Source organism: Bacillus sp. AFS088145, assembly GCF_002564465.1.
Lineage (GTDB): Bacteria > Bacillota > Bacilli > Bacillales > Bacillaceae_G > Gottfriedia.
This window is the reverse complement of the sequence record NZ_NUUX01000039.1, coordinates 1-25,322: the sequence shown is the minus strand read 5'-3', so window position 1 is coordinate 25,322 and position 25,322 is coordinate 1. Positions and strand designations below refer to the sequence as shown.

Genomic DNA, 25,322 nt, shown 5'->3' with positions numbered 1-25,322 from the left:
GATCAACTTGAACATCCAGAACTTGAGCAACTTGAACTAGAACACGAAGAGTGAGAACTTGAACATGAGGAATGTGATGAACTAGAGCATGAAGAGTGCGAGTTATGATGATGACTATCACTCTTGCTTGAACAATCATTTGAACTTTCATTTAATGCAAAAAAAGAATTTGTAGCTAAAAATGTTGAATTAATATGACCATCATCTGATTTTTTGCTAGAAGCTGAACGATTAGCTGAACTTTGGTAAGATTTTTGTGATTGGTATTTAGTTCTTGCATCTTCATTTTCTTTTTCTACTAAATTTTTTTGAATTCTAGCAAACTCGTTTAAAAAGTTATTTTTAGTTTGTGAGTTTAAATGTGAAACGAAACTTTTTGTTTGAAATGTTTTGTTCGATAAATATTCTTGAACTTTAGTGTTTTTATAATTAACAACTAAATTTCCTAAGACATAAGTATTTACAGATGTCGTTTCAAACAAAGTATTATATAACAAATTATAAACAGCCCTAGCATCGCTTCTATCGGCTATGGTTGCACCATCTTTATGAACATTTGGTTCATGGTGTATCATTTCACCACAAAAAGCCTTGCAGAAGTTATGATAACTTTTCGTAAATAAAATCATTTCGTGCCAGATTTTATCAACTTCTTGACTATACATTGGAACGTTTTCAAAGATTGCTGCCATTAAGAAAAAGCGCTTTAATTCTCTTTCAATAAAGGAATACTTTTCATTGCTCCAATCTTCTTTTTCCATAACTCTTTCTTTAACATTAGCTAGAAAATCCATTTTCCATGCTTTTTCTAGTCTAGAAACGAACGATAAATTAGCGAAGTTAGATTTTACTTTTAGGTTGTTTGTATTAAACTGATTATAAAGATCATTATAGTATGCATTATCATTATTTAAATTCCTTTTAAAAATTCTTCCGAAAAATTTTTTCATATAAACCTCCTTTTATACAATTATATAATTAAAAAATTAACAAAAGAAGAAAATTGTTAAGATTAGGAAATACTTGAATTGAGGATTAACATATCTATATGTTTCTGTGAGAAAGAGCAAAAGGTTGCCGGTAACATCATTAATTGTCTGCTCGTTCTTTATTTACTCCGCATATATTTTCATTTACTTGCGAAGTTTTTTGATATGTAAAAATATGGTACAATCTATTTGTATTTAGATTTATTAAAGGCTAAATCTCCAGCGGAAATAGCTGATTTACAGCTGTTTTTTCTAGTTCTAAAACGAGGTAATTTCAAATTGTTTGGAGGGTTTTAAAGATGACACAAGAACAAGTAATACCGGTTGTATCAGGGCAAAGGATTACTCCGTTTCTTACGTTTAGTGGCAATGCGGAGGAAGCAATGAACTATTATGTTCGTACTTTTCCGAATTCAAAACTCGTTTCTCTTCGGAGATATTCGAAAGATGACCGAGGTGTAGAAGGAAAAATTCTAAATGGTATCATTGAAATTTTAGGGCAGTCTTTTATGGTTTTGGATATGGATAAAGAATCTTGTCCTGATTTTACTTGGGCTGTTTCCTTTTATTTAGAATGCAAAGACGATGAAGAGTTTGATGTAATTTTTGGTGGCTTGAAGAGTGATGGGAAAGTACTTATGGGGCCAATAGAAATGAATGATTTTAGTAAGGTTACATGGGTGACTGATTGTTTTGGTGTTACTTGGCAGCTAGTGTTAAGAAAAAAAGCTTAATAATCGGCGAATGATCCCTTTTTCTGTTATTCAACAATTTATTATTAAAAGATGATAAATGGACAAGTTTTTTTAAATAATAATTTGCTCATGAATATTTTGAATATTGCAACAAGTTTTAATAAAAAATATTTTTTAAAAATAATAATCTGAATATATTGAAGTTTACTAATTGTTGGCATATAATGTAATCAGATACTAGTTTATTAGAGAAAGTAAGTAAGAGGTATTAGCGATATGGCAGAGCAAAGTCTACGAATTGGTCGAACAGCTATGATGCTTGCTTTGACCGATCATGAAGAAGAATTAATGAAAAATGAAAACGTTGTATGGTGTGTAGGCAAGGTCGGTACAATGGATTCCCAAAAGGTCGTTGCTGCGATTGAAACCGCTGCCAAACAAAATGGTGTAATCAATGGAGCTCTATATAGAGAAGTTCATTCATTATATCATGCAACACTTGAAGCAATTCAAGGCGTAACAAGAGGTCATTTTCAATTAGGTGATGTTCTTAGAACAGTAGGACTGAGATTTGCTGTTGTTAGAGGAAAGCCTTATAAAAACGTGAACGAGGGCGACTGGATAGCAGTTGCACTATACGGAACGATTGGTGCTCCAATTAAAGGATCGGAGCATGAATCAGCAGGACTCGGCATTAATCACATATAATCGCCCATAGTTTATTAGATGATAGGGGGCTATGATTCGTAAATTACTATTTACGTCTCATAGCCTCTTTCTGTGTTTTTTTTACAAAATTCGGAGGTGTTTTTAATGGTAACTTTAACTGGTAATAGCTTAACAATGGAACAAATGAAAAGTATTTTATTCGATAAGGCATATGTAAAAGCAGGAGAAGAGAGCTTAGTAGCAGTAAAAGCATGTAGAGAAAAGGTTGAAGAAATCGTAAATAATGGTAAAGTCGTTTATGGTATCACAACAGGTTTCGGAAAATTTAGTGATGTATTAATTGAAAAAGAAAATGTTTCAACACTTCAATATAACTTAATAGCTTCACATGCATGTGGTGTTGGTGAACCTTTCCCTGAATTAGTTTCAAGAGCGATGTTAGTACTTCGTGCAAATACAATGTTAAAAGGTCATTCTGGTGTACGTTTAGTAGTAGTTGAAAAATTACTTTCATTAATTAATGCTCAAATTCACCCAGTTATCCCATCTCAAGGATCATTAGGTGCAAGTGGAGACTTAGCTCCTTTATCTCACTTAGCGCTAGTTTTACTTGGTGAAGGTGAAGTTTTCTATAAAGGAAAACGTATGGAAACAGCAGAAGCTCTTGCAAAAGAAGGAATTTTACCAATTACTCTAGAAGCTAAAGAAGGTTTAGCTTTAATTAATGGTACTCAAGCAATGACAGCAATGGGCGTTCTTACTTATCTTGAAGGTGAAGAATTAGCTTATCAAAGTGAATTAATTTCTTCTATTACATTTGAAGCATTAAATGGTATTACAGATGTTTTTGATGAAAGAATTCATATTGCTCGTGGATATAAAGAACAAATTGAAGTAGCAGAACGTTACCGCAATATTTTAGCAACAAGTCAATTAACAACAAGACAAGGTGAAATCCGAGTTCAAGACGCTTATACATTAAGATGTATCCCTCAAGTTCATGGAGCAAGCTGGCAAGTTCTGAACTATGCAAAAGAAAAATTAGAAATCGAAATGAATGCAGCTACTGATAATCCATTATTATTCGGTGATGATGTATTCTCTGGTGGGAATTTCCATGGTCAACCAATCGCATTTGCAATGGACTTCTTTAAATTAGGTGTTGCTGAGTTAGCGAATATTTCAGAAAGACGTATTGAGCGTTTAGTTAACCCACAATTAAATGATCTACCACCATTTTTAAGTCCAGAACCAGGATTACAGTCTGGTGCAATGATTATGCAATATGTGGCGGCTGCTTTAGTTTCTGAAAATAAAACATTAGCACATCCAGCAAGTGTTGATTCAATTCCATCTTCAGCAAACCAAGAAGACCATGTAAGTATGGGTACAATCGGTGCACGTCATGCTTACCAAATTCTACAAAACGCTAGAAGAGTTTTAGCAATCGAATGTATTTGTGCAATGCAAGGTGTTGAATATAAAGGAATTGACAAAATGTCTGAAACAACTAGAAAATTTATGGAAGATGCTCGTAAAACAGTTCCATCAATTACTAGAGATCGCGTATTCTCAAAAGACATTGAAAAATTAACAACTTATTTAAAAGAAAATTTCATAGCAAAAAACTATACAAAACAAACACAAATATAAGAAGAGGTGGAAATAAAATGGAAATCACAAAAGGATCTTTAAAAGCGCCAAGAGGTACTGAATTAAACACTAAAGGTTGGATTCAAGAAGCAGCACTTCGTATGTTATTAAACAACTTAGACGAAGAAGTAGCAGAAAGACCAGAAGATTTAGTTGTATACGGTGGAATCGGTAAAGCAGCAAGAAACTGGGAAAGCTTTGATGCAATTATTGAATCATTAAAGAAATTAGAGAGCGATGAAACATTATTAGTTCAATCAGGCAAACCAGTTGCAGTATTTAAATCTCACGAAGATGCACCACGAGTTTTATTAGCAAACTCAAACTTAGTTCCAAAATGGGCAACTTGGGAACACTTCCGTGAATTAGATGAAAAAGGTTTAATGATGTACGGTCAAATGACTGCTGGTAGCTGGATTTACATCGGTACACAAGGAATCTTACAAGGTACTTATGAAACATTTGGTGAAGCTGCTAAACAACATTTCGGTGGAAGCTTAAAAGGTACAATTACAATTACTGCAGGTCTTGGTGGTATGGGTGGAGCTCAACCTCTAGCTGTAACTATGAATGGTGGAGTTGTAATCGGTATTGATGTAGATGAAACTAGAATTCAACGTCGTATTGACACTAGATATTGTGACGTGTTAACTCACGATTTAGAGGAAGCATTACAACTTGCTACTGAAGCTAAAAACGAAGGAAGAGCTTTAGCAATCGGCTTAGTAGGTAACGCTGCTGAAATTTTACCTCAATTAGTTGAACGTAATTTTGTACCTGATTTAATTACTGACCAAACTTCAGCACATGATCCATTAAATGGTTATTTACCGATCGGAATGACAATGGAAGAAGGAAAGAAACTTCGTGCCCTAAATCCAGATGAAGTAATTAAACGTGCAAAACATAGTATGGCAGTTCATGTTGAAGCAATTTTAGCGATGCAACAACGTGGTGCACTAGCATTTGATTACGGTAATAATATTCGTCAAGTTGCTTTAGATGAAGGCGTTAAAAATGCATTTGATTTCCCAGGTTTCGTACCTGCATTTATTCGTCCATTATTCTGTGAAGGTAAAGGTCCTTTCCGTTGGGTAGCACTTTCTGGTGATCCAGAAGATATTTACAAAACAGACGAAGTAATTTTACGTGAATTTGCTGATAACGAGCATTTATGTAACTGGATCCGTATGGCTCGTGAAAAGGTTGCGTTCCAAGGTTTACCATCACGTATTTGTTGGTTAGGTTACGGTGAGCGTGCTAAATTCGGTAAAATCATTAACGAAATGGTTAAAAATGGCGAATTAAAAGCTCCAATCGTAATCGGTCGTGACCACTTAGATTGTGGATCAGTAGCATCTCCAAATCGTGAAACAGAAAGTATGAAAGATGGTAGTGATGCAGTAGCTGACTGGCCAATTCTAAATGCACTTATTAATGGTGTAAATGGCGCAAGCTGGGTAAGTGTACACCACGGTGGTGGAGTAGGTATGGGTTACTCTTTACATGCTGGTATGGTAATCGTTGCTGACGGTACTGATGCAGCTGCAAAACGTATTGAAAGAGTATTAACTTCAGATCCAGGAATGGGTGTAGTTCGTCACGTTGATGCAGGTTATGATTTAGCTGTTGAAACTGCGAAAGCAAAAGGCGTAAACATCCCAATGATGAAGTAGGTGTTAGAATTGAAAGCAGATATTCTATTAACAAATATTGGTCAATTATTAACGATGGATCATGGTGATGGTCCAATTCATGGAAAAGACATGAGTAATCTACCTGTTCTAGAAAATGCAGAAATTGCATGGGAAGATGGGCAAATTATTTATATCGGACAAATGAACGAACAGAAAATTGATGCAAAAGAAGTAATTGATTGCCAGGGAAAACTAGTCACTCCAGGATTAGTTGACCCTCATACTCACGTGGTCTTTGGAGGATCACGTGAGCATGAAGTTAGTTTGAAATTACAAGGTGCTTCTTATTTAGAAATATTAGAAATGGGTGGCGGGATCCATTCTACTGTAGGTCAAACTAAATTAGCTTCTCATGAAGATTTAAAAAAGAAAACGATTCATCACTTAAACAGAATGCTCTCATTCGGTGTAACAACAGTTGAAGCAAAAAGTGGTTATGGACTTGATGAAGAAACTGAATTAAAACAACTTCGAGTTGCTAAAGAATTACAAGCCGAGCATGATATTGATTTAGTTTCAACTTTCTTAGGTGCGCATGCAGTACCAAAGGAGTATAAAGGAAATGAAGAAGCTTTCTTAGAAAAAATGCTCTCTTTATTAGATGTAATTAAAGAAGAAGAACTTGCTGAATTTGTAGATGTATTCGCTGAAACAGGTGTATTTTCAGTAGAACAATCAAGAGAATTTTTATTAAAAGCAAAAGAACAAGGTTTTAATGTTAAAATTCATGCTGATGAAATCGATCCCCTAGGTGGCACTGAAATGGCAGCTGAAATTGGCGCTATTTCTGCTGATCATCTTTGTGGAGCATCTGAAAAAGGTGTAGAAATGCTTGGTAAGAGCAACACAATTGGTGTCATTTTACCGGGAACTACTTTCTATTTAAATAAACCTGAATTTGCACCTGCACGAGCGATGATTGAAAATAACGTAGCAGTTTCATTAGCAACTGACTTCAACCCAGGAAGCTGCCCGACTGAAAATTTACAATTAATCATGACAATCGCAATGCTTAAACTAAAAATGACGCCTGAAGAAATTTGGAATGCCGTTACGATTAACTCATCACATGCGATTAATCGTGGAGACCAAGCTGGTAAATTAATAATTGGTCGTAAGGCAGATGTCGTTATTTGGAATGTACCAAACTATACTTATGTACCTTACCATTTTGGTGTAAATCATGTAGAATCAGTATTTAAGAATGGTAAATTAGTAGTAAGTAGGGGTGAACACGATGTCGCTATCACATCTTAAAAAAGCAGGGGATGCAATTTTCATTGATTCAAAAGTAACAAAAGCCAATGAAATCATCTCTGCATGGAATGGAACAGAAGCATCAAATTTCTCAATTATCGGTGTACCATTATCTAAAACATCAATTAGTCATTCAGGTGCAAGCTTCGCACCTGCTTCAATTCGAAAAATGCTAAGTAGTTACAGTACTTATCATATTGAAGACCAAATTGATTTAAAAGATTACAAGGTAACTGATTTTGGTGATATTACGATGCATGTGACTGATTTTGAAGAGTCTAGAAATCGTATTAAATCAACAATCTCTGAATTGCTAGGTCAATACAAAGAAACGATGCCAATCATTTTAGGTGGGGATCACGGAATTAGCTTTCCAAGCATTTCAGCTTTTGCAAAAGAACGAGGAACAGTAGGAGTTATCCAATTTGATGCTCATCATGACTTAAGAAATACTGAAGATGGTGGACGTTCGAACGGTACACCATTCCGAAGCTTGATTGACGAAGGCATTCTAAAAGGTGAACACTTAGTTCAAATTGGAATCAGAAATTTCTCAAATAGTGCTCCATACACTGAATACGGTGTTAATAATGGAGTAACGATCTATTCAATGCGTGATGTTCGCGAATTAGGAATCTCAAAAATTATTAAAGAGAGCATCAACCATTTAGTAGACAAAGTAGATGCAATTTACATTAGCCTAGATATGGACGTACTTGATCAAGCATTTGCTCCTGGTTGCCCAGCAATTGGACCTGGAGGAATGGACAGTCAAACTCTATTAGATGGCATCTGTTATCTAGCATCACATCCTAAAGTTTGTGGAATGGACATTGTTGAGCTTGACCCAACAATCGATTTCCGTGACATGACAAGCAGAATCGCAGCACATGTTATCTTAAACTTTCTTGTTGAGAAGGTTAAGTTGCTAAATAAGTAAAATGTGAAACTCGTAAACTTTGTTGTTTGCGAGTTTTTTTGTTTTTTATGGGCAGGGGTGTAAATAGAGGTTGAGGTGCAAATAAGATAAGAGTGACTGCAAATAAAACTTGTAACAGTGCAAATAAGAGCTCCTGGGGTGCAAATAAAGGTCGAAGTGCAAATAAGAACTCCGGGGTGCAAATAAAGTTCGAAGTGCAAATAAGATAAGAATGACTGCAAATAAAATTAACCAAAGTGCAAATAAACTTTGAATACACGTTCTAAAATAACAAATCATGAGGTTTTTAGTTCTTTTAAACCAAAATATCTATATTTGATAGCACCAAGCATGCTTGTTATAATCAAAATAAGAACAAATATTCGGTTTCGTTATTAGTGAGAAGTATAAGATTAAAAAATGTATAAACGAAATAGGAGGAACGGCATTGTCAAATAGCATAAAACAAAGAAAAATAATTTTAGATCTAGCGGTTACTTTAGATGGTTTTATAGAAGGGAAAAACGGAGAAATTGATTGGTGCATAATGGATCCTGAAATGGAATTCACAAATTTCTTGAATCAAATTGATACGATTTTATATGGTCGAAAAAGCTATGATTTGTGGGGAAATTATATTCCAGATATAGATGACTCTGAATCTGATAAAGAAATATGGAATTTAGTTCATAGCAAGGAAAAATATGTGTTTTCCAGAACTCAATCAACAGATGAAAATAATGCAACATTTATAAATGAAAATATAATTGAAGAAGTAAATAAATTGAAGGAAAAACCTGGCAAAGACATCTGGCTGTATGGAGGATCAAGCCTTATTACATCATTTATAAATTTAAGGCTAGTAGATGAATTTAGATTATCAATTCATCCTGTTATATTGGGTGAAGGAAAATCATTGTTTGTTGACATAAAACAGAGAAAGAATTTAATCATGATGAATACAAGGACCTTTTCTTCTGGAGTTGTGCAGGTAACTTATCATTTGAATGAAGAATAAATTTATTAAGAGTTAAATTTTTATTTATCTATATGGTGTGTGAAACAGATAAGGTGGTAACTATAAAACTTCTTAATGGTATAACTGGCTTCGATAAAAAACAAAATGAACCTCCAAATATTGATGGTAAGCAATTTAAAAGATTGTGATTCAGTGTTCCTCAAATAAAAGAAGAGTTTAGTCCATTTTATATAGTGTTGAGTACAAGTGAGCTGAATGAACCGCTCATACTAAAAAGTGCGATTGGATTAAATAGTGCAGAATTAAATCAAATAGCTTACTGGAAACCTAAAACAATAAGTGAAGTCATATTTAATCATTGGGACTAGTTCTAAAATACATAATATTAGAATGAATGTATTTTACTTTGTTATTAATTAGTTATATTAATAGAGTAACAAACAGAGGATGATCTAAGGATCTTCCTCTGTTTTACAAAAAGAATATTAGCTAAAAGAATCTAAATAAATTTTTACAGTATATTAGCAAAACAAACTTAAGGTTTACTTTTATATTATTTTAAGAATAAATTAGGGACACTTAGCAAATTAGCATATATAATTAGAAAAGCCAAATCAATAGGCGTATGCGAAAATTAATAACAATATGGTTCAGTTGGAAAGTGAGATAAATTAATTATGAAATATGATTTAGTTTTTGATTTAGACGATACATTAATTCAAACCCAAGCCGCATTTCGGCATAATGTAGATTTATGTTCGAATCTAGTACATCAAGCACTAGATGAAAAAGTAATAATAAATGACATTAAAGAAGTTTTTAATAAAATCGATCTGGAACTAATTAAAGAGATGGGTTTCAGTAAAGCCCGATATCCTTATGCATGGGAATCCACTTTAGATTTATTGGCAACACGATTTAATATTGAAATATCAAGTATTGTCAATGATCAATTACAATCATTAGCAAAAACGATATTTAAAGTAAATATTCCACTGCAAAGTGACACATTTATAATAGAAGAATTATCAAATCATAAAGATGTAGCAAGTATGACAATATTGACTTTAGGTGAAAAAGACGTTCAAACTAAGCGAGTAATGGAGACTGGCTTAGTGCAACATTTTGACAACGTATTTATTACAAGTAAAAAAGATATAAATACCTATGTTGAGTTAAATGAAAAATTAAGTAATCCAGTAATGATCGGAAACTCTCTAAGAAGTGACATTGTACCTGCTTTAGATGCAGGGATGAAAGCAATTCATATAATTAGAGATTCATGGTCTTATGACGAAATTGAACATAATCACAGATTAGATAGTATTAAGTCTTTAGTTGAAATAAAATTACTTTTATTTGGTAATTTGGTAAAACTTTGAGGATTGTTTTTAGTCCATTTTATTTATCGATAGTTCAATTAACATCTCTTTTGAATATTCAATCATGTTGTTGAACTTAGTCATGCATTAGTTCAACAAGTGGAGGATGATCTTTAATCGATCATCCTCTATTTTACTTGTGGGAAATAATTAAACTAGCATTTGGATAATATGATATCTTAATAATAAATAAACATCTTTGGGGAATTCAAATATGAATAACTTTAGTGTCAACATACGATGATGATCCGGATTTATTATCAGAAAAAGAAAGAAAAGGGCAGATACCTACATATTGAACTTTTTAAAAAAATTATTTGCGGAGGATAAATATGAATTTTGAACAAATGGAGCATATTGTCACTGTCGAAATTGAAAAGTCGATTACAAAAGCAGCAGAAAAACTATTTATATCTACTCCAGGTTTGAGTCAGTCTATTACCCAACTTGAAAATGAGCTTGGAATAAAAATTTTTAATCGATCCAAAAAAAGTATTACGCCAACTTTTGAAGGTGAAATAGTGATTTCAACAGCAAATTCAGTTCTGAAAACTATAGATGAAATGAATAAAAAACTGAACATATATAAAAACAGTTATCAAAAGCATTTAAAAGTAAAAATTGCACCTGCTTTTTTTTATATACTTCAAGAATTTTTGGTAAAGCTTAATCTAGAAAATGAAGATTTAACCTTTGAATTAATTGAACAAAATCCTACAAAGATTATTGAGAATTTTAATAAGGAAGATTATGATTTTGCGCTTATCTCTGCACCCGTTGATGAGTTGAAAAAAGCTAAAAATATTTCTTATAAGCACATTTACAAAGGACATATATGTATAGCAGTTGGAAGAAACTCACCCTTTTATACATTAGACTTTGTAACTCCAAGTGATCTGAAAAATACTAAATTAGTAACTTATGAAACATCTGATTATAACCAGATTTTAAAATTTATTAAAATAAATCCAGAGCAAGTGATAATTAGTTCAAATAGGACTAGCATGCTTTTTAAGCTAGTAAAAGAAAGTGATGCAATTATATATCTTCACGACTTTACACTAAAGAATTTTCCAATGGTATTAAATGGAGATTTGAAAATAATCCCACTGATGGATAAACAGATGCGATTATTCGAACTTGATTTTTGGCTAATCTATTTAGAAACAAAAGGTTTATCGAATTTGTATAATGAGTTTCTTGAAGATTTTATAGAACATTTTAAAAACGTATAATTAATAAAAAGATAGTAATCAGTAAATATTCAACTGTAAAATCAGTTCTTTTTTATAAAAGATTAATATTATCCTTCATCTAGGACTAATTAGTTTTACATCCCCCAGCAATGGCAAAACTAAAGATAAAAGGAGGAGACAAAAGTGACTCAAGATCGATTTGAAGAAGCATATGAAATGTATAGAAATCAAAGTGATGACGAACAAATGATGGGAGATGAATCAGTAAATCAGGACAAGGAACATATAGTTGCTGTTCGTAAAAATGAAGATGGTGATTTAATTGGTTTCAGAACAAGTTTTAATCGTGAACTTGATTATCTTCAAGCTTTACAGGAAGCAAAAAGTGGTAATTTAGCACATGTAGATGTAATCCATAAGTATGGTCGTGACATCCTTAGAAGTGAACCGGATGGTATAGCAGAAAATAATTTGAGTAATTTACCGGAGTTTTAACTTTGAAAAGCTAAACTTATAAAAAAATGAAGCAAACCCACTAGGAATTTTCCTCGTGGGTTTTTATTTAATATAATCATTTGTTGAGGTCAAGGGTAATAAAGTGAACATAAAATTGCAAATAGTTTTCAATATCAACATTCACAATTACGAGGAGGTATCTTCTTTTTATATCTTAGTATAGCTTGTCCACACTTTAAGAATATGTGACTTAGAACTAATCGTAAGTGGGGAAGTCAGTTATTCTGTTCTATTAAGTCTATTTAATCTTGGCAATTGGAATTGTTCGCCGTTTGCTTCTTCAGTTCCAGCGCCTTCGTTGTGTTCGGAATCTGTTCTGATTCTGCTTCTTTTGATTTTGCTGTCTCTGATTTTAATTCCTTGCTGTCCGCCTAATTCATCGTTATCTCTTCCAGCAATACCACTTCTACCATTTCCATCTGCAAATTGTGAACGGTCATTTGCTGTTTGACTATTGTCTCTAGCATTTTGTCCGCCTTGATTTGCGTTCATTCCAACATTACGATTAATTTGTCCTCCGCCTTCAGCTCTTTGTTCGACTTGGATGCGATTCTCTTTAATTTCAATGTTGAAAAAATTAAAATTGATTGAACCATCTTGATTAGCTGCTGCAAGCACCTCTTGAATTTCTTCTTTTAAAGCTTTGAAATCTTCAAATTCTGCTGCCATAGTAAAAACACTCCTTTCTATCATTACTCTCACTATATTCGTTTTTAATAGTTTCTGATTAGACATTTAATAGATTGTTCTATTTTTTTAATAATTTAGAGAAAAAAGTCAAAGTAAATTATTTATTTCCCCTGAAATTCCCACTATAAATTGTTGTTTTTTCCAAGTAACAGGTACTAATTACACAGAATAATTCATTATTTCACATTTAAATCATAGATTAGTAATGGAGTGTGATCTAGTTGAATCCTTTATTATTAAAAATAGTAAAATCATTTTGCGGTGTAATTGTTATCGATCTCTTATTACTTATTTATTGCTTGTTACTAGGTAGCTATTTTCATATTTTACATTCATTTACTTGGTTCGCATTTAACATAATTGTTTTACCTTTTAGCCTTTTAGCATTTATTATTTCAATTGTTTATTTTAGTAAAAAATTAGAAATCGAGGTATCAGAAGAAATTAATGATCTTGAAGAAATTGAAATTGAAATTGAAATTGAGCATTCAACAAGAATGGAAAAATACCATCAGGCAGAAAAAAATTGAACTGAGGTGGTAAAATGGACCTCGAAAATATTGTTTTAAGAAATATTGAAGAGCGGATCGAACGGCTAAGAGCAAAACAAGATGAAGATGGTTCTTGGGAATTTTGTTTTGAAGGTTCAATAATAACGGATAGTTTTATGATTTTATTATTGAATGATCTTGAATACAAAAATCAAAAGGTGATTGATAGGATTATCGATCGGATCATCAATCTTCAACATCCGAATGGAGCTTGGAAATTATACGAAGATGAAAAAGATGGAAACATAAATGCAACAGTACAAGCATACATAGCTCTATTAATCTCAAAAAAGTATTCAAAAGAACATTCAAGTATGAAGAAAGCTGAAAAATTTATACGTGAAAACGGTGGTATTAAAAAAACGCATTTTATGTTAAAAATGATTCTAGCTACTCATGGTTTGATTGAATATCCTAAATTATTTTACTTTCCAATGAGTTATTTTTTGCTACCGGATAAAATGCCGTTAAGTTTATTTGATTTAAGTAATTATGCTAGAGTTCATTTAGTTCCAATGATTATTTGTATAAATAAGCGATTTAAAGTGAAATTGGATGAGGATCTAAATATCGATCATCTTCTGGAAACTAGTGAGGTAGAATGGTTTTACGAAGAGCGAGGAAGTTTTTATCAATTTTTACTTGAAGAAGGTAAGAAGCTAGCTTCATATCCTCTCTATTTTCACCAGAAAGGATATAAAAAGGCTGAAAGATTTATTCTGGATCGTATTGAAACAAATGGAACTTTTTATAGCTATGCCAGTTCTACATTTTATATGATTTATGCTTTAATGGCTTTAGGTTATGAAGCTACTTCACCTGTCATTCAAAATGCTCTACAAGGACTTCTTTCATATGCAGCCGATACGGAAGCGGGACTTCATATTCAAAATTCGCCATCAAAAGTTTGGGATACTGCATTATTGTCATATGCAATTCAAGAAGCTGGTTATCAAGTAAGTGATCCGATTGTTTCGAAATCAATAAATTACCTGATAAAGAAACAACAAAATATGAATGGTGACTGGAAGGTTCATGCTAAAAACTTAAGTCCTGGCGGTTGGGGTTTTTCTGATGTTAATTCTTTTATCCCAGATAATGATGATACAGGAGCAGTTTTAAGGGCGCTTGCAAGAAGTGCTTTGGATCAATCCACAATTCATGAAAGTTGGTTGAAGGGAGTTCATTTTTTACTTGGACTTCAAAATGACGATGGTGGATGGGGAGCATTCGAAAAAAATGTAACAAATAAGTGGTTAACATTCTTACCAATTGAAAATGCAAAAGATGCAATCATCGATCCTTCTACTGCAGATTTAACTGGACGCGTATTAGAATTTATTGGACACTATACGACGATTTCAAACGATGATCCGATTGTGAAAAAGTCGGTTAATTGGCTTTTGAAAAATCAAAAATCAAATGGTAGTTGGTATGGTAGATGGGGTATTTGTTATATTTATGGGATTTGGGCAGCGATTACTGGTCTTAGAGCCGTGGGAATTCCTAAAAATCATGAGGCAATTAAAAAAGCGGAGAAATGGTTAGTTAGTATTCAAAATGAAGATGGAGGTTGGGGAGAATCAGGTCTTGCACCTGTAAAAAATAAATATGTTCCATTAAAATATAGTACACCTAGTCAAACAGCTTGGGCAGTTGATACTTTACTTTCAATTCGTAATAAAGAAGATGAAGTAATTAGAAAAGGGATAAAATTTTTAACTACTCAAAGTGAATTAACAAATAAAGCATTAACTTATCCAACTGGATTAGGATTACCTGGTCAGTTTTATATTCACTATCATAGCTATAATGAAATTTATCCACTATTAGCACTAGCACACTTTAAAAATAGTTAAATAATACTATTATGTAAACAAAATAAATTTATTTTTGGAAATATTTCCATAAATGTCTTTTCTTTATCATATAAATATAGTAAACTGTTTATATTGAATATAACTAAATAATCCTTATCGAGAGTGGTGGAGGGACTGGCCCTTTGAAACCCGGCAACTTTAGCGGAAGCTAAAAAGTGCTAAATCCAGCATGTTTAAAACATGAGAGATAAGGCGTAATCTGTACTTAAACGTCATTCTCTCATTTTTTTTGAGAGAATGGCGTTTTTTATTTTATATAAATGGGAAGTGATTGAATGGGCTTATTGGAAAAGTTAAAAGATGGAATTGTTTTAGGTGACGGCGCAATGGGAACACTTTTGTATTCTGGCGGACTTCACAGCTGTTTTGAAGAACTTAATATTACTGAGCGTGATCGAATCATTCATATACATGAACAATATATAGATGCTGGCGCAGAAGTGATTCAAACAAATTCGTACGGTGCTAATGCTGGAAAACTGAGACAATATGGTTTGGAAAAGCTAGTTAAGCAAATCAATCAAATGGCTGTTAGAAATGCTAGAGCGGCTTCAAAAGGAAGAGCTTTAGTAATTGGTGGTATAGGTGGAATGAAATATGTAGGTTCTACTTTTACGACACCTTTAGAACGTGAGATGATGCTACTTGAGCAAGCTTCAGCGTTACTAGAAGAAGGCGTAGATGGGATTATGCTGGAAACATTTTATGATGAAAATGAATTATATGATGCTGTAAATCTATTAAGAGGAAGAACGGATTTACCAATTATTGCACAAGTAACACTACAAGAAATTGGCGTCATGCAAAGTGGCCAATATATTGAAAAAATTCTTCCTAATTTAATCGATTTGGGTGCAGATGTAGTTGGAATTAACTGTCATCTAGGACCACTTCATATGTTGGAGTCATTAAATACTGTTTCTTTACCAACGAATGGTTACTTATCGGCATTTCCTAATTCAGGATTACCACTATACAATGAGGGAAAATACGTATACAAATCGAATCCAGAATATTTTGAAGATATGGCAAAACCATTTATCGAACAAGGTGTAAGACTAATCGGTGGATGTTGTGGTACAACACCAGCTCATATCGCTGCTTTACGAAGTAAGATTGAAATTTTACAGCCTGTTACAAAAAAAGAAGTGAAAAACAGAACAATTAAAATTACAATCCCTAAGCAAGAAGAACAAAAGAATGAAACATTAGCAGAAAAGGCAAAAAAGAGAACGACGATCATTGCAGAACTAGATCCACCAAAAACATTACAAACTAGAAAGTTTTTTGAAGGGGCGAAAGCATTACATAGCGCAGGAGCTGATGCAATTACGCTAGCAGATAATCCACTAGCTTCACCTAGAATTTCGAACGTGGCGATGGCTTCACTGCTTCAAAGATTGGATGTTCCAGTTTTGACGCATTTAACTTGTAGAGATCGTAATATGATTGGACTTCAATCTCATTTAATGGGGCTATCAACATTAGGATTAAATGAAGTTCTTGCTATAACAGGTGATCCAGCAAGGGTAGGAGATTTTCCAGGTGCAACTTCAGTATATGATGTAGCCTCACTTGAACTAATTCGAATGATTAAAGAAATGAATGAAGGTAGACTTTATTCTGGTAAAAACTTAGGAAATGGAACGAGATTTTCTGTCGCTGCTGCTTTTAACCCGAATGTTCGAAAATTTGATGCAGCAATTAAAAGACTTGAGAAAAAGGTCGAGGCGGGAGCGGATTATTTTTTAACGCAGCCAATTTATGATTTTGAAACGATTGATAAGTTATACGAGTCAACCCGTCATATTAAACAGCCAATTTTTATTGGAATTATGCCACTAGTTAGTAAGAAGAATGCTGATTTTATCCATTATGAAGTTCCAGGAATTACTTTATCCGAAGAAGTAAGAAATAGAATTTCATCAGTTGAACCTGAGAGAGCAGTTGATGAAGGTAAAAAAATTGCAAAAGAGCTTATTGATTATGTTAAGGATAAATTTAACGGCATTTATTTTATCACTCCATTTTTGAAGTATGAAATAACAGAGGACTTAATTCAATTTACTAAAAGCAGCAATAAAGAGGAGATTCAACTATGAAAACTTTAGATATCGCATTAAAAGAAAAAATATTACTTCTTGATGGAGCAATGGGAACGATGATCCAGCAAAGAAACTTAACAGCAGATGACTTTGGTGGAGAAGAATATGAAGGCTGTAATGAATATTTAGTTGTGACAAGACCGGATGTTATACAAGAAATTCATGAGGAGTATATATTTGCTGGGTCTGACATTATCGAAACGAACACATTTGGAGCAACAAATATTGTTTTATCCGATTATAATTTACAGCATTTAGATATTGAATTAAATGAAATTGCAGCAAGGATTGCAAAGCAAGCTGTTGAAGCGTCGGGTAAAGATGTATATGTTGCAGGTGCGATGGGTCCAACAACAAAAGCAATCAGTGTTACAGGTGGTGTGACTTTTGATGAATTAATTACTGCATATAATCGACAAGCAACTGGATTAATTAATGGTGGTGTAGACGTTTTATTAGTTGAAACTTGTCAAGATATGAGAAATGTTAAAGCTGCTTGTATTGGGATTAGTAATGCATTTAACGAATTAAATAAAAAATTACCCGTTATGATTTCAGGTACGATTGAACCAATGGGGACAACATTAGCAGGTCAAACAATTGATGCTTTCTATTTAGCTATTGAACATATTTCTCCTATTTCAATTGGATTAAACTGTGCAACAGGACCTGAGTTTATGAGGGATCATGTTCGATCATTGTCAGACCTATCTGAGACATTTGTTTCATGTTATCCAAATGCCGGTCTACCAGATGAAGATGGACATTATCATGAATCACCAGAATCATTAGCGCACAAAGTACGCGATTTCGCTGAACAAGGATGGATTAATATTATAGGTGGTTGTTGTGGAACAACTCCTGAACATATTAAGGCAATGAAAGAAGCGGTAAATGGAATAACTCCTCGTCAACCTAAAAAAAGAGAGGATCATGCGGTTAGTGGTTTAGAATCACTTCGCTATGATGATAGTATGAGACCACTTTTCGTCGGTGAAAGAACAAACGTTATTGGATCTCGTAAATTTAAAAATTTAATAGCTGACGGAAAATTTGAAGAAGCTTCAGAAATTGCGAGAGCTCAAGTGAAAAAAGGTGCGCATGTGATCGACGTATGTATGGCAGATCCTGATCGTGATGAAGTTGAAGATATGGAAAATTTCGTTAAGCAATTAGTTAATAAAGTAAAAGTACCAATCATGATTGATTCAACTGATGAAAAAGTAATTGAATTAGCACTAACTTATATTCAAGGTAAAGCGATCATTAATTCGATTAATCTTGAAGATGGGGAGGAACGATTTGAAAAGATTTTACCTTTCATTCATAAATATGGTGCTGCAGTTGTAGTTGGTACGATTGATGAAGATGGGATGGCTGTATCGGCAGAACGAAAATTAGAAATTGCAAAAAGAAGTTATCAATTATTAACTGAAAAATATAAAATTCGTGCGACAGACATCATCTTTGATCCGCTTGTTTTCCCTGTTGGAACAGGTGATACGCAATATATTGGTTCTGCAAAAGCGACCATTGATGGCATTAAATTAATTAAAGATGAATTTCCGGAATGTTTAACGATTTTAGGTTTAAGTAATATTTCATTCGGATTACCAAATGCTGGTCGTGAAGTGTTAAATGCAGTTTTTTTATATCATTCTACAAAAGCTGGTCTTGATTACGCGATTGTAAATACTGAGAAATTAGAACGATTCGCTTCAATTCCTGCAGAAGAACGCGAGCTTGCTGAGAATTTATTATTCCATACGTCTCAAGAAACATTAGATAAATTTGTTGAGCATTTTAGAAATTCAGTAAAGAAAGAAGAAAAACCAAAAGAACTGCTTCCGATTGAAGAAAGATTAGCCGCGTGTGTAATTGAAGGTTCAAAACAAGGATTAATAGAAGATCTACAAGCTTGTCTTGATCGTGGTGACACACCGTTAAATATTATTAATGGGCCGCTAATGACCGGGATGGATGAAGTTGGAAGACTTTTTAATAATAATGAACTTATCGTAGCTGAAGTATTACAAAGTGCAGAAGTAATGAAGGCATCTGTAAACTTTTTAGAGCAATTTATGGAGAAAACGGAAAGCTCTAGAAAAGGGAAAGTCATTTTAGCAACTGTTAAAGGTGATGTTCATGATATCGGAAAGAATTTAGTTGATATTATTTTGACGAATAATGGCTTTGATGTTGTCAATTTAGGCATTAATATTCGACCAGATGATTTAATTACAAAGATACGTGAAAATAAACCAGATATTATTGGTTTATCAGGCTTATTAGTAAAGTCTGCTCAACAAATGGTTATTACAGCTGGTGACTTAAAAAGTGCAGGAATTAATACACCAATATTAGTTGGTGGCGCTGCATTAACTAGAAAATTTACTGAAAACCGTATTCAGCCAATTTACGATGGATTAGTTGTTTACTCAAATGATGCAATGACTGGTTTAGATTTAGCAAATAAGATTGTTAATCCAGATCAATTAAAAGCATTAGAAGAAAAGAAAAAGGCAATTAAAAAAATAGACAATGTTATTGAATTGCCTGTTCCTGAAGTTAGTACAAAGAGATCAGCAATACAAATATCAGATTGCCTAGTTCCTTCATCATTAAGTAAAACGGTCATTAAAAATATTCCAGTAGCTCAAGTGGCACCTTTTATTAATTATCAAATGCTAATAGGACATCATTTGGGTGTAAAAGGTAAATGGGAAAATCAAGAACGTGGCCAAGAGTTATACGAGTTAGTTCAAGAATTCTTAAAAGATGGAAATGAATATTTTGACTGCCAAGTAATCTATCAATTTTTCCCTGCTCAAAGTGATGGCAATGATGTCATTATTTATGACTCTGAAACGAAAAAACCGATTGAACGTTTTCAATTTCCTAGACAAAGAAAAGAACCAAATCTTTGTATAAGCGACTTTTTAAATCCTGTTGGTGAAGAGATGGATTATGTTGGATTTTTCTCTGTAACATCAGGACCACGAGTAAGAAATATTGCTGAAAGATTGAAACAAGAAGGAGAGTATTTAAAGAGTCACGTTTTATTCTCATTAGCCTTAGAATTAGCAGAAGGTTTAGCTGAAAAAACGCATATGTTGATGAGAGAAAAATGGGGTTTCCCAGACCGTCCGGATTTCACGATGTCTGAGCGCTTTAAAGCAAGATATCAAGGAATTAGGGTTTCATTTGGATATCCTGCGTGTCCAAATCTTGAAGATCAAGAAAAGCTATTTAAGTTAATTAACCCAAATGAAATTGGGATTAATCTGACAGAAGGATTTATGATGCTACCAGAAGCATCTGTAACTGCAATGGTATTCTCGCATAAAGATGGAAGATATTTTTCAGTTTAAAAAGTGAGAATAATTATTCATTTGATTCAATAAAACCTTAATTTAGATAGTTCAAATAGGTAGTAGAAATAGTTCATGCATCAATCTACTACCTTTTTCTTAAGAAAAAAGAGGAGTGGAAAAAATGCCTGTAATTATCAACAAAGATCTACCTGCAACGGAAATACTAACAAAAGAAAATGTTTTCTATATGACGAAAGAGCGAGCGGAGTCACAAGATATAAGACCGCTTCAAATAGGCATTTTAAACTTAATGCCAACTAAAATTGAAACCGAAACACAATTATTACGTTTAATTGCAAATTCACCTTTACAAGTAGATATCGACTTAATCGGTACTGAATCATACAAGCCAAAAAACGTTTCAGAAGAGCATGTTTCAAGCTTTTATAAAACGATTTCACAAATTCAAAATACAAAATATGATGGCTTTATTATTACCGGTGCTCCAGTAGAGACATTGGACTTTGAAGAAGTTGAATATTGGTCGGAACTTAAAGATATCATGGATTTCACAAAAGAAAATGTAACATCTACATTACATATATGTTGGGGTGCACAAGCAGGTCTTTATCATCACTACGGAGTTCCTAAATATACATTAGATAAAAAAATGTTTGGTGTCTTCCCACACTCAGTAGAGGATCGCTTTGTGAAACTGGTATGTGGCTTTGATGACGAGTATTATGTACCGCATTCAAGACATACTGAAGTTAGGAAGGAAGATATTGATCAAATAGGAGAATTGAAGATTTTAAGTTTATCGGATGATGCGGGTGTCCATCTTGTTACTAGTGAAGACGGAAAGCAAATTTTTGCTACTGGACATCATGAATATTGTATTAATACATTAAAATCAGAATATGAAAGAGATGTACAAAGAGGAGCGGAAATTACTATTCCGAAAAACTATTTCCGTAATGACAATCCTGAAAAACCACCTATTGTACGTTGGAGAAGCCATGCTAATCTACTTTTCTCGAATTGGTTAAATTATTACGTTTATCAAGAAACCCCTTACAATTTATAATTTTTTATTTTAAGTTTCATAATTTCGTCAAATACTAAAAAAATAATTGGAAAATTTAAAAAAATGTTTGCTATTTTCATAAAACATTCCCATAATGGAAATAATATCAAATTTTAACGGAGGAGATCATATGAAAGACTGTATATCTATCGGCCTATTAGGACTTGGAACTGTTGGAAGTGGTGTTGTAAAAATTGTTGAAGATCATCAGGATAGATTAGCGCATCAAATCGGTTGTTCTGTTCAAGTAAAGAAGGTTCTTGTTAAGGATCTTGAAAAGGAACGCTCAATTTCAATTCAAAAGGATTTATTAACTACAGATGCATATGAAATTTTAGATGATGCAGAAGTAGATGTTGTAGTAGAGGTAATGGGTGGAATTAAAGATGCAAGACAATACATACTCCATGCTCTTCGTAATAAAAAGCATGTAGTCACAGCTAATAAAGATTTAATGGCGTTATATGGTACTGAATTACTCCGTGTAGCAAATGAGAATAAATGCGATTTATTCTATGAAGCTAGTGTTGCTGGTGGTATTCCGATTATTCGTAGTTTAGTAGATGGTTTAGCTGCAGACCGTGTAACTAAACTAATGGGAATTGTAAATGGAACGACAAACTTTATTCTTACAAAGATGAGCAATGAAGGAAAAGCATATGAGGATGTGTTAAAAGAGGCTCAGGAACTCGGCTTTGCAGAAGCAGATCCAACATCTGATGTTGAAGGACTAGATGCTGCGAGAAAAATGACAATTTTAGCTAAATTAGGTTTTTCAATGGATGTTGAACTAGAAGATGTGCAAGTACGTGGTATTAGTTCAGTATCTTCAGAAGACATCGATTTTGCTAAATACTTTGGTTATACAATGAAATTAATCGGTTATGCGAAGAGAAACGATAATCGAATTGAAGTTAGTGTTGGACCAACTTTAATTGCACATAATCATCCATTAGCATCAGTTAGCAATGAATTTAATGCAGTTTATGTATATGGGGAAGCTGTAGGAGAAACGATGTTCTATGGCCCAGGTGCTGGTAGTTTACCAACTGCAACTGCAATCGTATCAGACTTAGTTGCAGTAATGAAAAATATGCGTCTTGGTGTAAACGGTACAAGTGCTGTGTTACCACAATATCCAAAAGAAATTAAAGAAGATCATGAAATTTATTTTAAATCTTTCTTCCGCTTTACAGTAAAAGATCAATTAGGTTCGTTCGCTGAAATTACATCAATTTTTACAGAATCTGATATAAGTTTTGAGAAAATTATTCAAGTTCCATTAAAGCATAAAGGACTTGCTGAAATCATCTTAGTAACACACCATGCTTCATATTCAGCATACAAAAAAGTATTGGAAAATTTAGAAACATCTGATGTAGTCGATGAAGTACGTAGCTATTATCGAATTGCAGGTGAAGATCTTGATGTATAAAGGATTAATTGAAAAATATTCAAATTTCTTACCAATCAATGAAGAGACACCAAAATTAACTTTAAATGAAGGAAATACGCCATTGCTATTTTTACCTCACTTATCAAAGGAGTGGGGAGTTGAATTATTTGTTAAGTTAGAAGGGCTAAACCCAACAGGTTCATTTAAAGATCGTGGGATGGTAATGGCAGTTGCAAAGGCAAAGGAAGCAGGAAGTTCAGCAATTATTTGTGCATCCACAGGTAATACATCTGCAGCAGCTGCTGCTTACGCTGCAAGAGCTGGTATGAAATGTTTTGTTATTATTCCTAATGGCAAAATTGCATATGGTAAACTTGCGCAGGCTGTCATGTATGGAGCACATATAATTAGTATCGATGGAAATTTTGATCACGCATTACAAATGGTAAGGAAAATTAGTGAGTCTGAACCAATCACCCTAGTAAATTCCGTAAACCCATATCGAATCGAGGGCCAGAAAACAGCTGCCTTTGAAATTTGTGAGCAATTGGAAGAAGCTCCAGATATATTAGCAATTCCAGTTGGAAATGCAGGGAATATTACAGCTTATTGGAAAGGATTTAATGAATACAAATTATCAAAAGGTTATCAATTACCTAAAATGCATGGTTTTCAAGCAGAAGGTGCAGCACCAATTGTTAATAATAAAAAGATTGATAATCCCGAAACAATTGCAACAGCTATTCGTATTGGTAACCCAGCAAGCTGGGAGCACGCAGTAAATGCAATTGGACAGTCAAACGGTGCAATTGATAGTGTATCAGATGAAGAAATTCTACAAGCTTATAAATGGATTGCATCAAAAGAAGGCGTATTTGCAGAACCAGGTTCATGTGCAAGTATTGCTGGAGTATACAAACAAGTACAGTCAGGTGTAATCAAAAAAGGCTCAAAAGTAGTAGCCATTTTAACAGGTAATGGATTAAAGGATCCAGATATCGCAATACAATCAAGTAAAATTGAACCAATATTATTACCGAATGAAGAAAAAATTGTATTAGAACATTTACAAGGTGTGGTTTCGATATGAAAAAACTTTTCCAAATAACAGTTCCTGCAAGTACTGCAAATGTGGGACCTGGTTTTGATTCAATTGGTATCGCTTTAGATCGATACTTAACTATTGAAGTATATGATCATGATCAATATAGCTGTGAGGGATTTAGTGAATATTTGAAAGATATACCACTTGATCAGACAAATTTAATCTTAAAAACAGCAATTGATGTTGCAAAAGCAAATCATAAATCTTTGCCAACATGTCATTTAAAGCTTGAAAGTAATATTCCGCTAACAAGAGGTTTAGGAAGTAGTGCCTCAGCAATAGTAGGGGGCATTATTTTAGCAAATGAACTTTGTAATCTTCAATTATCTTTAGAAGAACAGCTTAGAATCGCAACTTCAATTGAAGGTCATATGGATAATGTCGGAGCATCACTTTATGGCGGCTTAGTTATTGGGACTTTTATCGATGGAAAAGCATATATCCAACACTCGACATTAAATAAAGTGTCAGTAGTAGCAATTATACCAAAATACGAATTAGAAACTGTCCATGCAAGAAATATATTACCTTTAACGATTCCTTATAAGGACGCTATTCAATCTAGCAGCTATAGTAATATATTAGTTTTAGCACTCTTAACGGAAAATTGGGCATTAGCAGGCGATATGATGAAACGAGATCTATTTCACGAACCATATCGATGCAAAATTGTAAAAGAGCTAGACACCCTAAAACAAATCGAATTACCTGAATATGTTCATGGATTTGTATTAAGTGGTGCCGGTCCAACAGTATTAGCATTTGTTTCGATCGAAGGTTGCACTGAAGCAATTGACTATTTTACAGGTTTATTTCCAAATTGTGATGTAAGTGAAATAAAAATAGAAAACAGAGGTGCAACAGTTAAACATTCAATCCACTCGAATTAAAAGAAACCACTCAACCATGGATAGTTGAGTGGTTTCTTATTTTTGGGATAAAACTGAAGTGCAAATAAATAGGGCGGAACTGCAATTAAAATCTATGAAGTGCAATAAAAATTGTGAAACTGCAATTAAATCTGTGAAGGTGCAATTAAATCTAAAGTGCAAATAAAAAAGGTGGAACTGCAATTAAAATCAGTGAAAGTGCAAATAAAAATTATCAAACTGCAATTAAAAAAATCGAATCTGCAAAAAAATCACTAAAACTGCAAATAAGAGCATCATCTATGAATAAATTAAGCGGATATCACAAGAAATAACAATAAATTAGAATAAGGTGTATCTACGTCAATAAAAT

20 protein-coding genes and 1 riboswitch are annotated in these 25,322 nt (G+C 33.3%); of the genes, 18 read left to right on the top strand and 2 right to left on the bottom strand.

The genetic code is table 11. The features are described from left to right. Positions 1–2: 2 nt before the first annotated feature. A complete protein-coding gene (locus COI44_RS19555; RefSeq protein WP_098429430.1) occupies positions 3–950 on the bottom strand; it encodes a glycine-rich domain-containing protein in 948 nt (315 codons plus the stop codon). A 338-nt stretch (positions 951–1,288) separates the two neighbouring features. On the opposite strand from COI44_RS19555, the gene COI44_RS19550 reads away from it, so the two are divergent. From COI44_RS19550 to COI44_RS19500, 10 genes are all read left to right on the top strand, one after another. After that, on the top strand, positions 1,289–1,723 hold the full coding sequence (locus COI44_RS19550) for a VOC family protein (protein ID WP_098429429.1): 435 nt from the start codon (positions 1,289–1,291) through the stop codon (positions 1,721–1,723). Positions 1,724–1,960: 237 nt separating this feature from the next. Next, positions 1,961–2,392 (top strand): histidine utilization transcription antiterminator HutP, encoded by a 432-nt coding sequence (hutP, locus tag COI44_RS19545; RefSeq protein WP_098429428.1) that lies wholly within the window; start codon positions 1,961–1,963, stop codon positions 2,390–2,392. A gap of 105 nt (positions 2,393–2,497) precedes the next feature. Further along, positions 2,498–4,006: a histidine ammonia-lyase gene (gene hutH, locus COI44_RS19540; RefSeq protein ID WP_098429427.1), complete on the top strand. Its 1,509-nt coding sequence runs from the start codon at positions 2,498–2,500 to the stop codon at positions 4,004–4,006. 17 nt (positions 4,007–4,023) lie between these two features. Then, positions 4,024–5,682, top strand: coding sequence for a urocanate hydratase (hutU, locus tag COI44_RS19535; RefSeq protein ID WP_098429426.1), 1,659 nt, complete (start codon positions 4,024–4,026; stop codon positions 5,680–5,682). Positions 5,683–5,736: 54 nt separating this feature from the next. Further along, positions 5,737–6,960 carry an imidazolonepropionase gene (gene hutI / locus COI44_RS19530; protein WP_098429552.1) on the top strand — a complete coding sequence of 408 codons (1,224 nt, stop codon included), beginning with the start codon at positions 5,737–5,739 and terminating at the stop codon, positions 6,958–6,960. Next, a complete protein-coding gene (hutG, locus tag COI44_RS19525; protein ID WP_098429425.1) occupies positions 6,941–7,900 on the top strand; it encodes a formimidoylglutamase in 960 nt (319 codons plus the stop codon). Before hutI ends, hutG begins: the two co-directional genes overlap by 20 nt. Before the next feature lie 427 nt (positions 7,901–8,327). Further along, positions 8,328–8,897: a dihydrofolate reductase family protein gene (locus tag COI44_RS19520; RefSeq protein WP_098429424.1), complete on the top strand. Its 570-nt coding sequence runs from the start codon at positions 8,328–8,330 to the stop codon at positions 8,895–8,897. A 638-nt stretch (positions 8,898–9,535) separates the two neighbouring features. After that, positions 9,536–10,240 carry an HAD family hydrolase gene (locus tag COI44_RS19510; RefSeq protein WP_098429423.1) on the top strand — a complete coding sequence of 235 codons (705 nt, stop codon included), beginning with the start codon at positions 9,536–9,538 and terminating at the stop codon, positions 10,238–10,240. 332 nt (positions 10,241–10,572) lie between these two features. Continuing rightward, positions 10,573–11,475: a LysR family transcriptional regulator gene (locus tag COI44_RS19505; RefSeq protein ID WP_098429422.1), complete on the top strand. Its 903-nt coding sequence runs from the start codon at positions 10,573–10,575 to the stop codon at positions 11,473–11,475. Between the two features lie 177 nt (positions 11,476–11,652). Further along, complete coding sequence (locus COI44_RS19500; protein ID WP_179887203.1) at positions 11,653–11,931, top strand: DUF3892 domain-containing protein; 279 nt, start codon at positions 11,653–11,655, stop codon at positions 11,929–11,931. Positions 11,932–12,171: 240 nt separating this feature from the next. Here COI44_RS19500 and COI44_RS19495 read toward each other — a convergent pair whose 3' ends face one another. Further along, the gene (locus tag COI44_RS19495) at positions 12,172–12,621 is read right to left on the bottom strand and encodes a hypothetical protein (protein ID WP_286164000.1); all 450 of its coding nucleotides are present in this window, start codon (positions 12,619–12,621) and stop codon (positions 12,172–12,174) included. 242 nt (positions 12,622–12,863) lie between these two features. Here COI44_RS19495 and COI44_RS19490 point away from each other — a divergent pair, with 242 nt between their 5' ends. The 8 genes from COI44_RS19490 to thrB all read left to right on the top strand — a co-directional run bounded on the left by COI44_RS19490 (position 12,864) and on the right by thrB (position 24,970). After that, positions 12,864–13,172, top strand: coding sequence for a hypothetical protein (locus COI44_RS19490; protein ID WP_098429420.1), 309 nt, complete (start codon positions 12,864–12,866; stop codon positions 13,170–13,172). 14 nt (positions 13,173–13,186) lie between these two features. Beyond that, a complete protein-coding gene (gene shc, locus COI44_RS19485) occupies positions 13,187–15,052 on the top strand; it encodes a squalene--hopene cyclase (RefSeq protein ID WP_098429419.1) in 1,866 nt (621 codons plus the stop codon). Between the two features lie 111 nt (positions 15,053–15,163). After that, positions 15,164–15,267: riboswitch (SAM riboswitch) on the top strand. Between the two features lie 81 nt (positions 15,268–15,348). Next, positions 15,349–17,175 carry a bifunctional homocysteine S-methyltransferase/methylenetetrahydrofolate reductase gene (locus COI44_RS19480; RefSeq protein WP_098429418.1) on the top strand — a complete coding sequence of 609 codons (1,827 nt, stop codon included), beginning with the start codon at positions 15,349–15,351 and terminating at the stop codon, positions 17,173–17,175. Continuing rightward, positions 17,172–20,549, top strand: a complete 3,378-nt coding sequence (metH, locus tag COI44_RS19475; RefSeq protein WP_098429417.1) for a methionine synthase — start codon at positions 17,172–17,174, stop codon at positions 20,547–20,549. Before COI44_RS19480 ends, metH begins: the two co-directional genes overlap by 4 nt. A 124-nt stretch (positions 20,550–20,673) precedes the next feature. Then, positions 20,674–21,579, top strand: a complete 906-nt coding sequence (metA, locus tag COI44_RS19470; protein WP_098429416.1) for a homoserine O-acetyltransferase MetA — start codon at positions 20,674–20,676, stop codon at positions 21,577–21,579. A gap of 130 nt (positions 21,580–21,709) precedes the next feature. Beyond that, the gene (locus COI44_RS19465; RefSeq protein ID WP_098429415.1) at positions 21,710–23,014 is read left to right on the top strand and encodes a homoserine dehydrogenase; all 1,305 of its coding nucleotides are present in this window, start codon (positions 21,710–21,712) and stop codon (positions 23,012–23,014) included. Further along, the gene (gene thrC / locus COI44_RS19460; RefSeq protein WP_179887192.1) at positions 23,007–24,065 is read left to right on the top strand and encodes a threonine synthase; all 1,059 of its coding nucleotides are present in this window, start codon (positions 23,007–23,009) and stop codon (positions 24,063–24,065) included. Before COI44_RS19465 ends, thrC begins: the two co-directional genes overlap by 8 nt. After that, positions 24,062–24,970, top strand: coding sequence for a homoserine kinase (thrB, locus tag COI44_RS19455; RefSeq protein ID WP_098429413.1), 909 nt, complete (start codon positions 24,062–24,064; stop codon positions 24,968–24,970). Before thrC ends, thrB begins: the two co-directional genes overlap by 4 nt. The last annotated feature ends 352 nt before the right edge of the window (positions 24,971–25,322 follow it).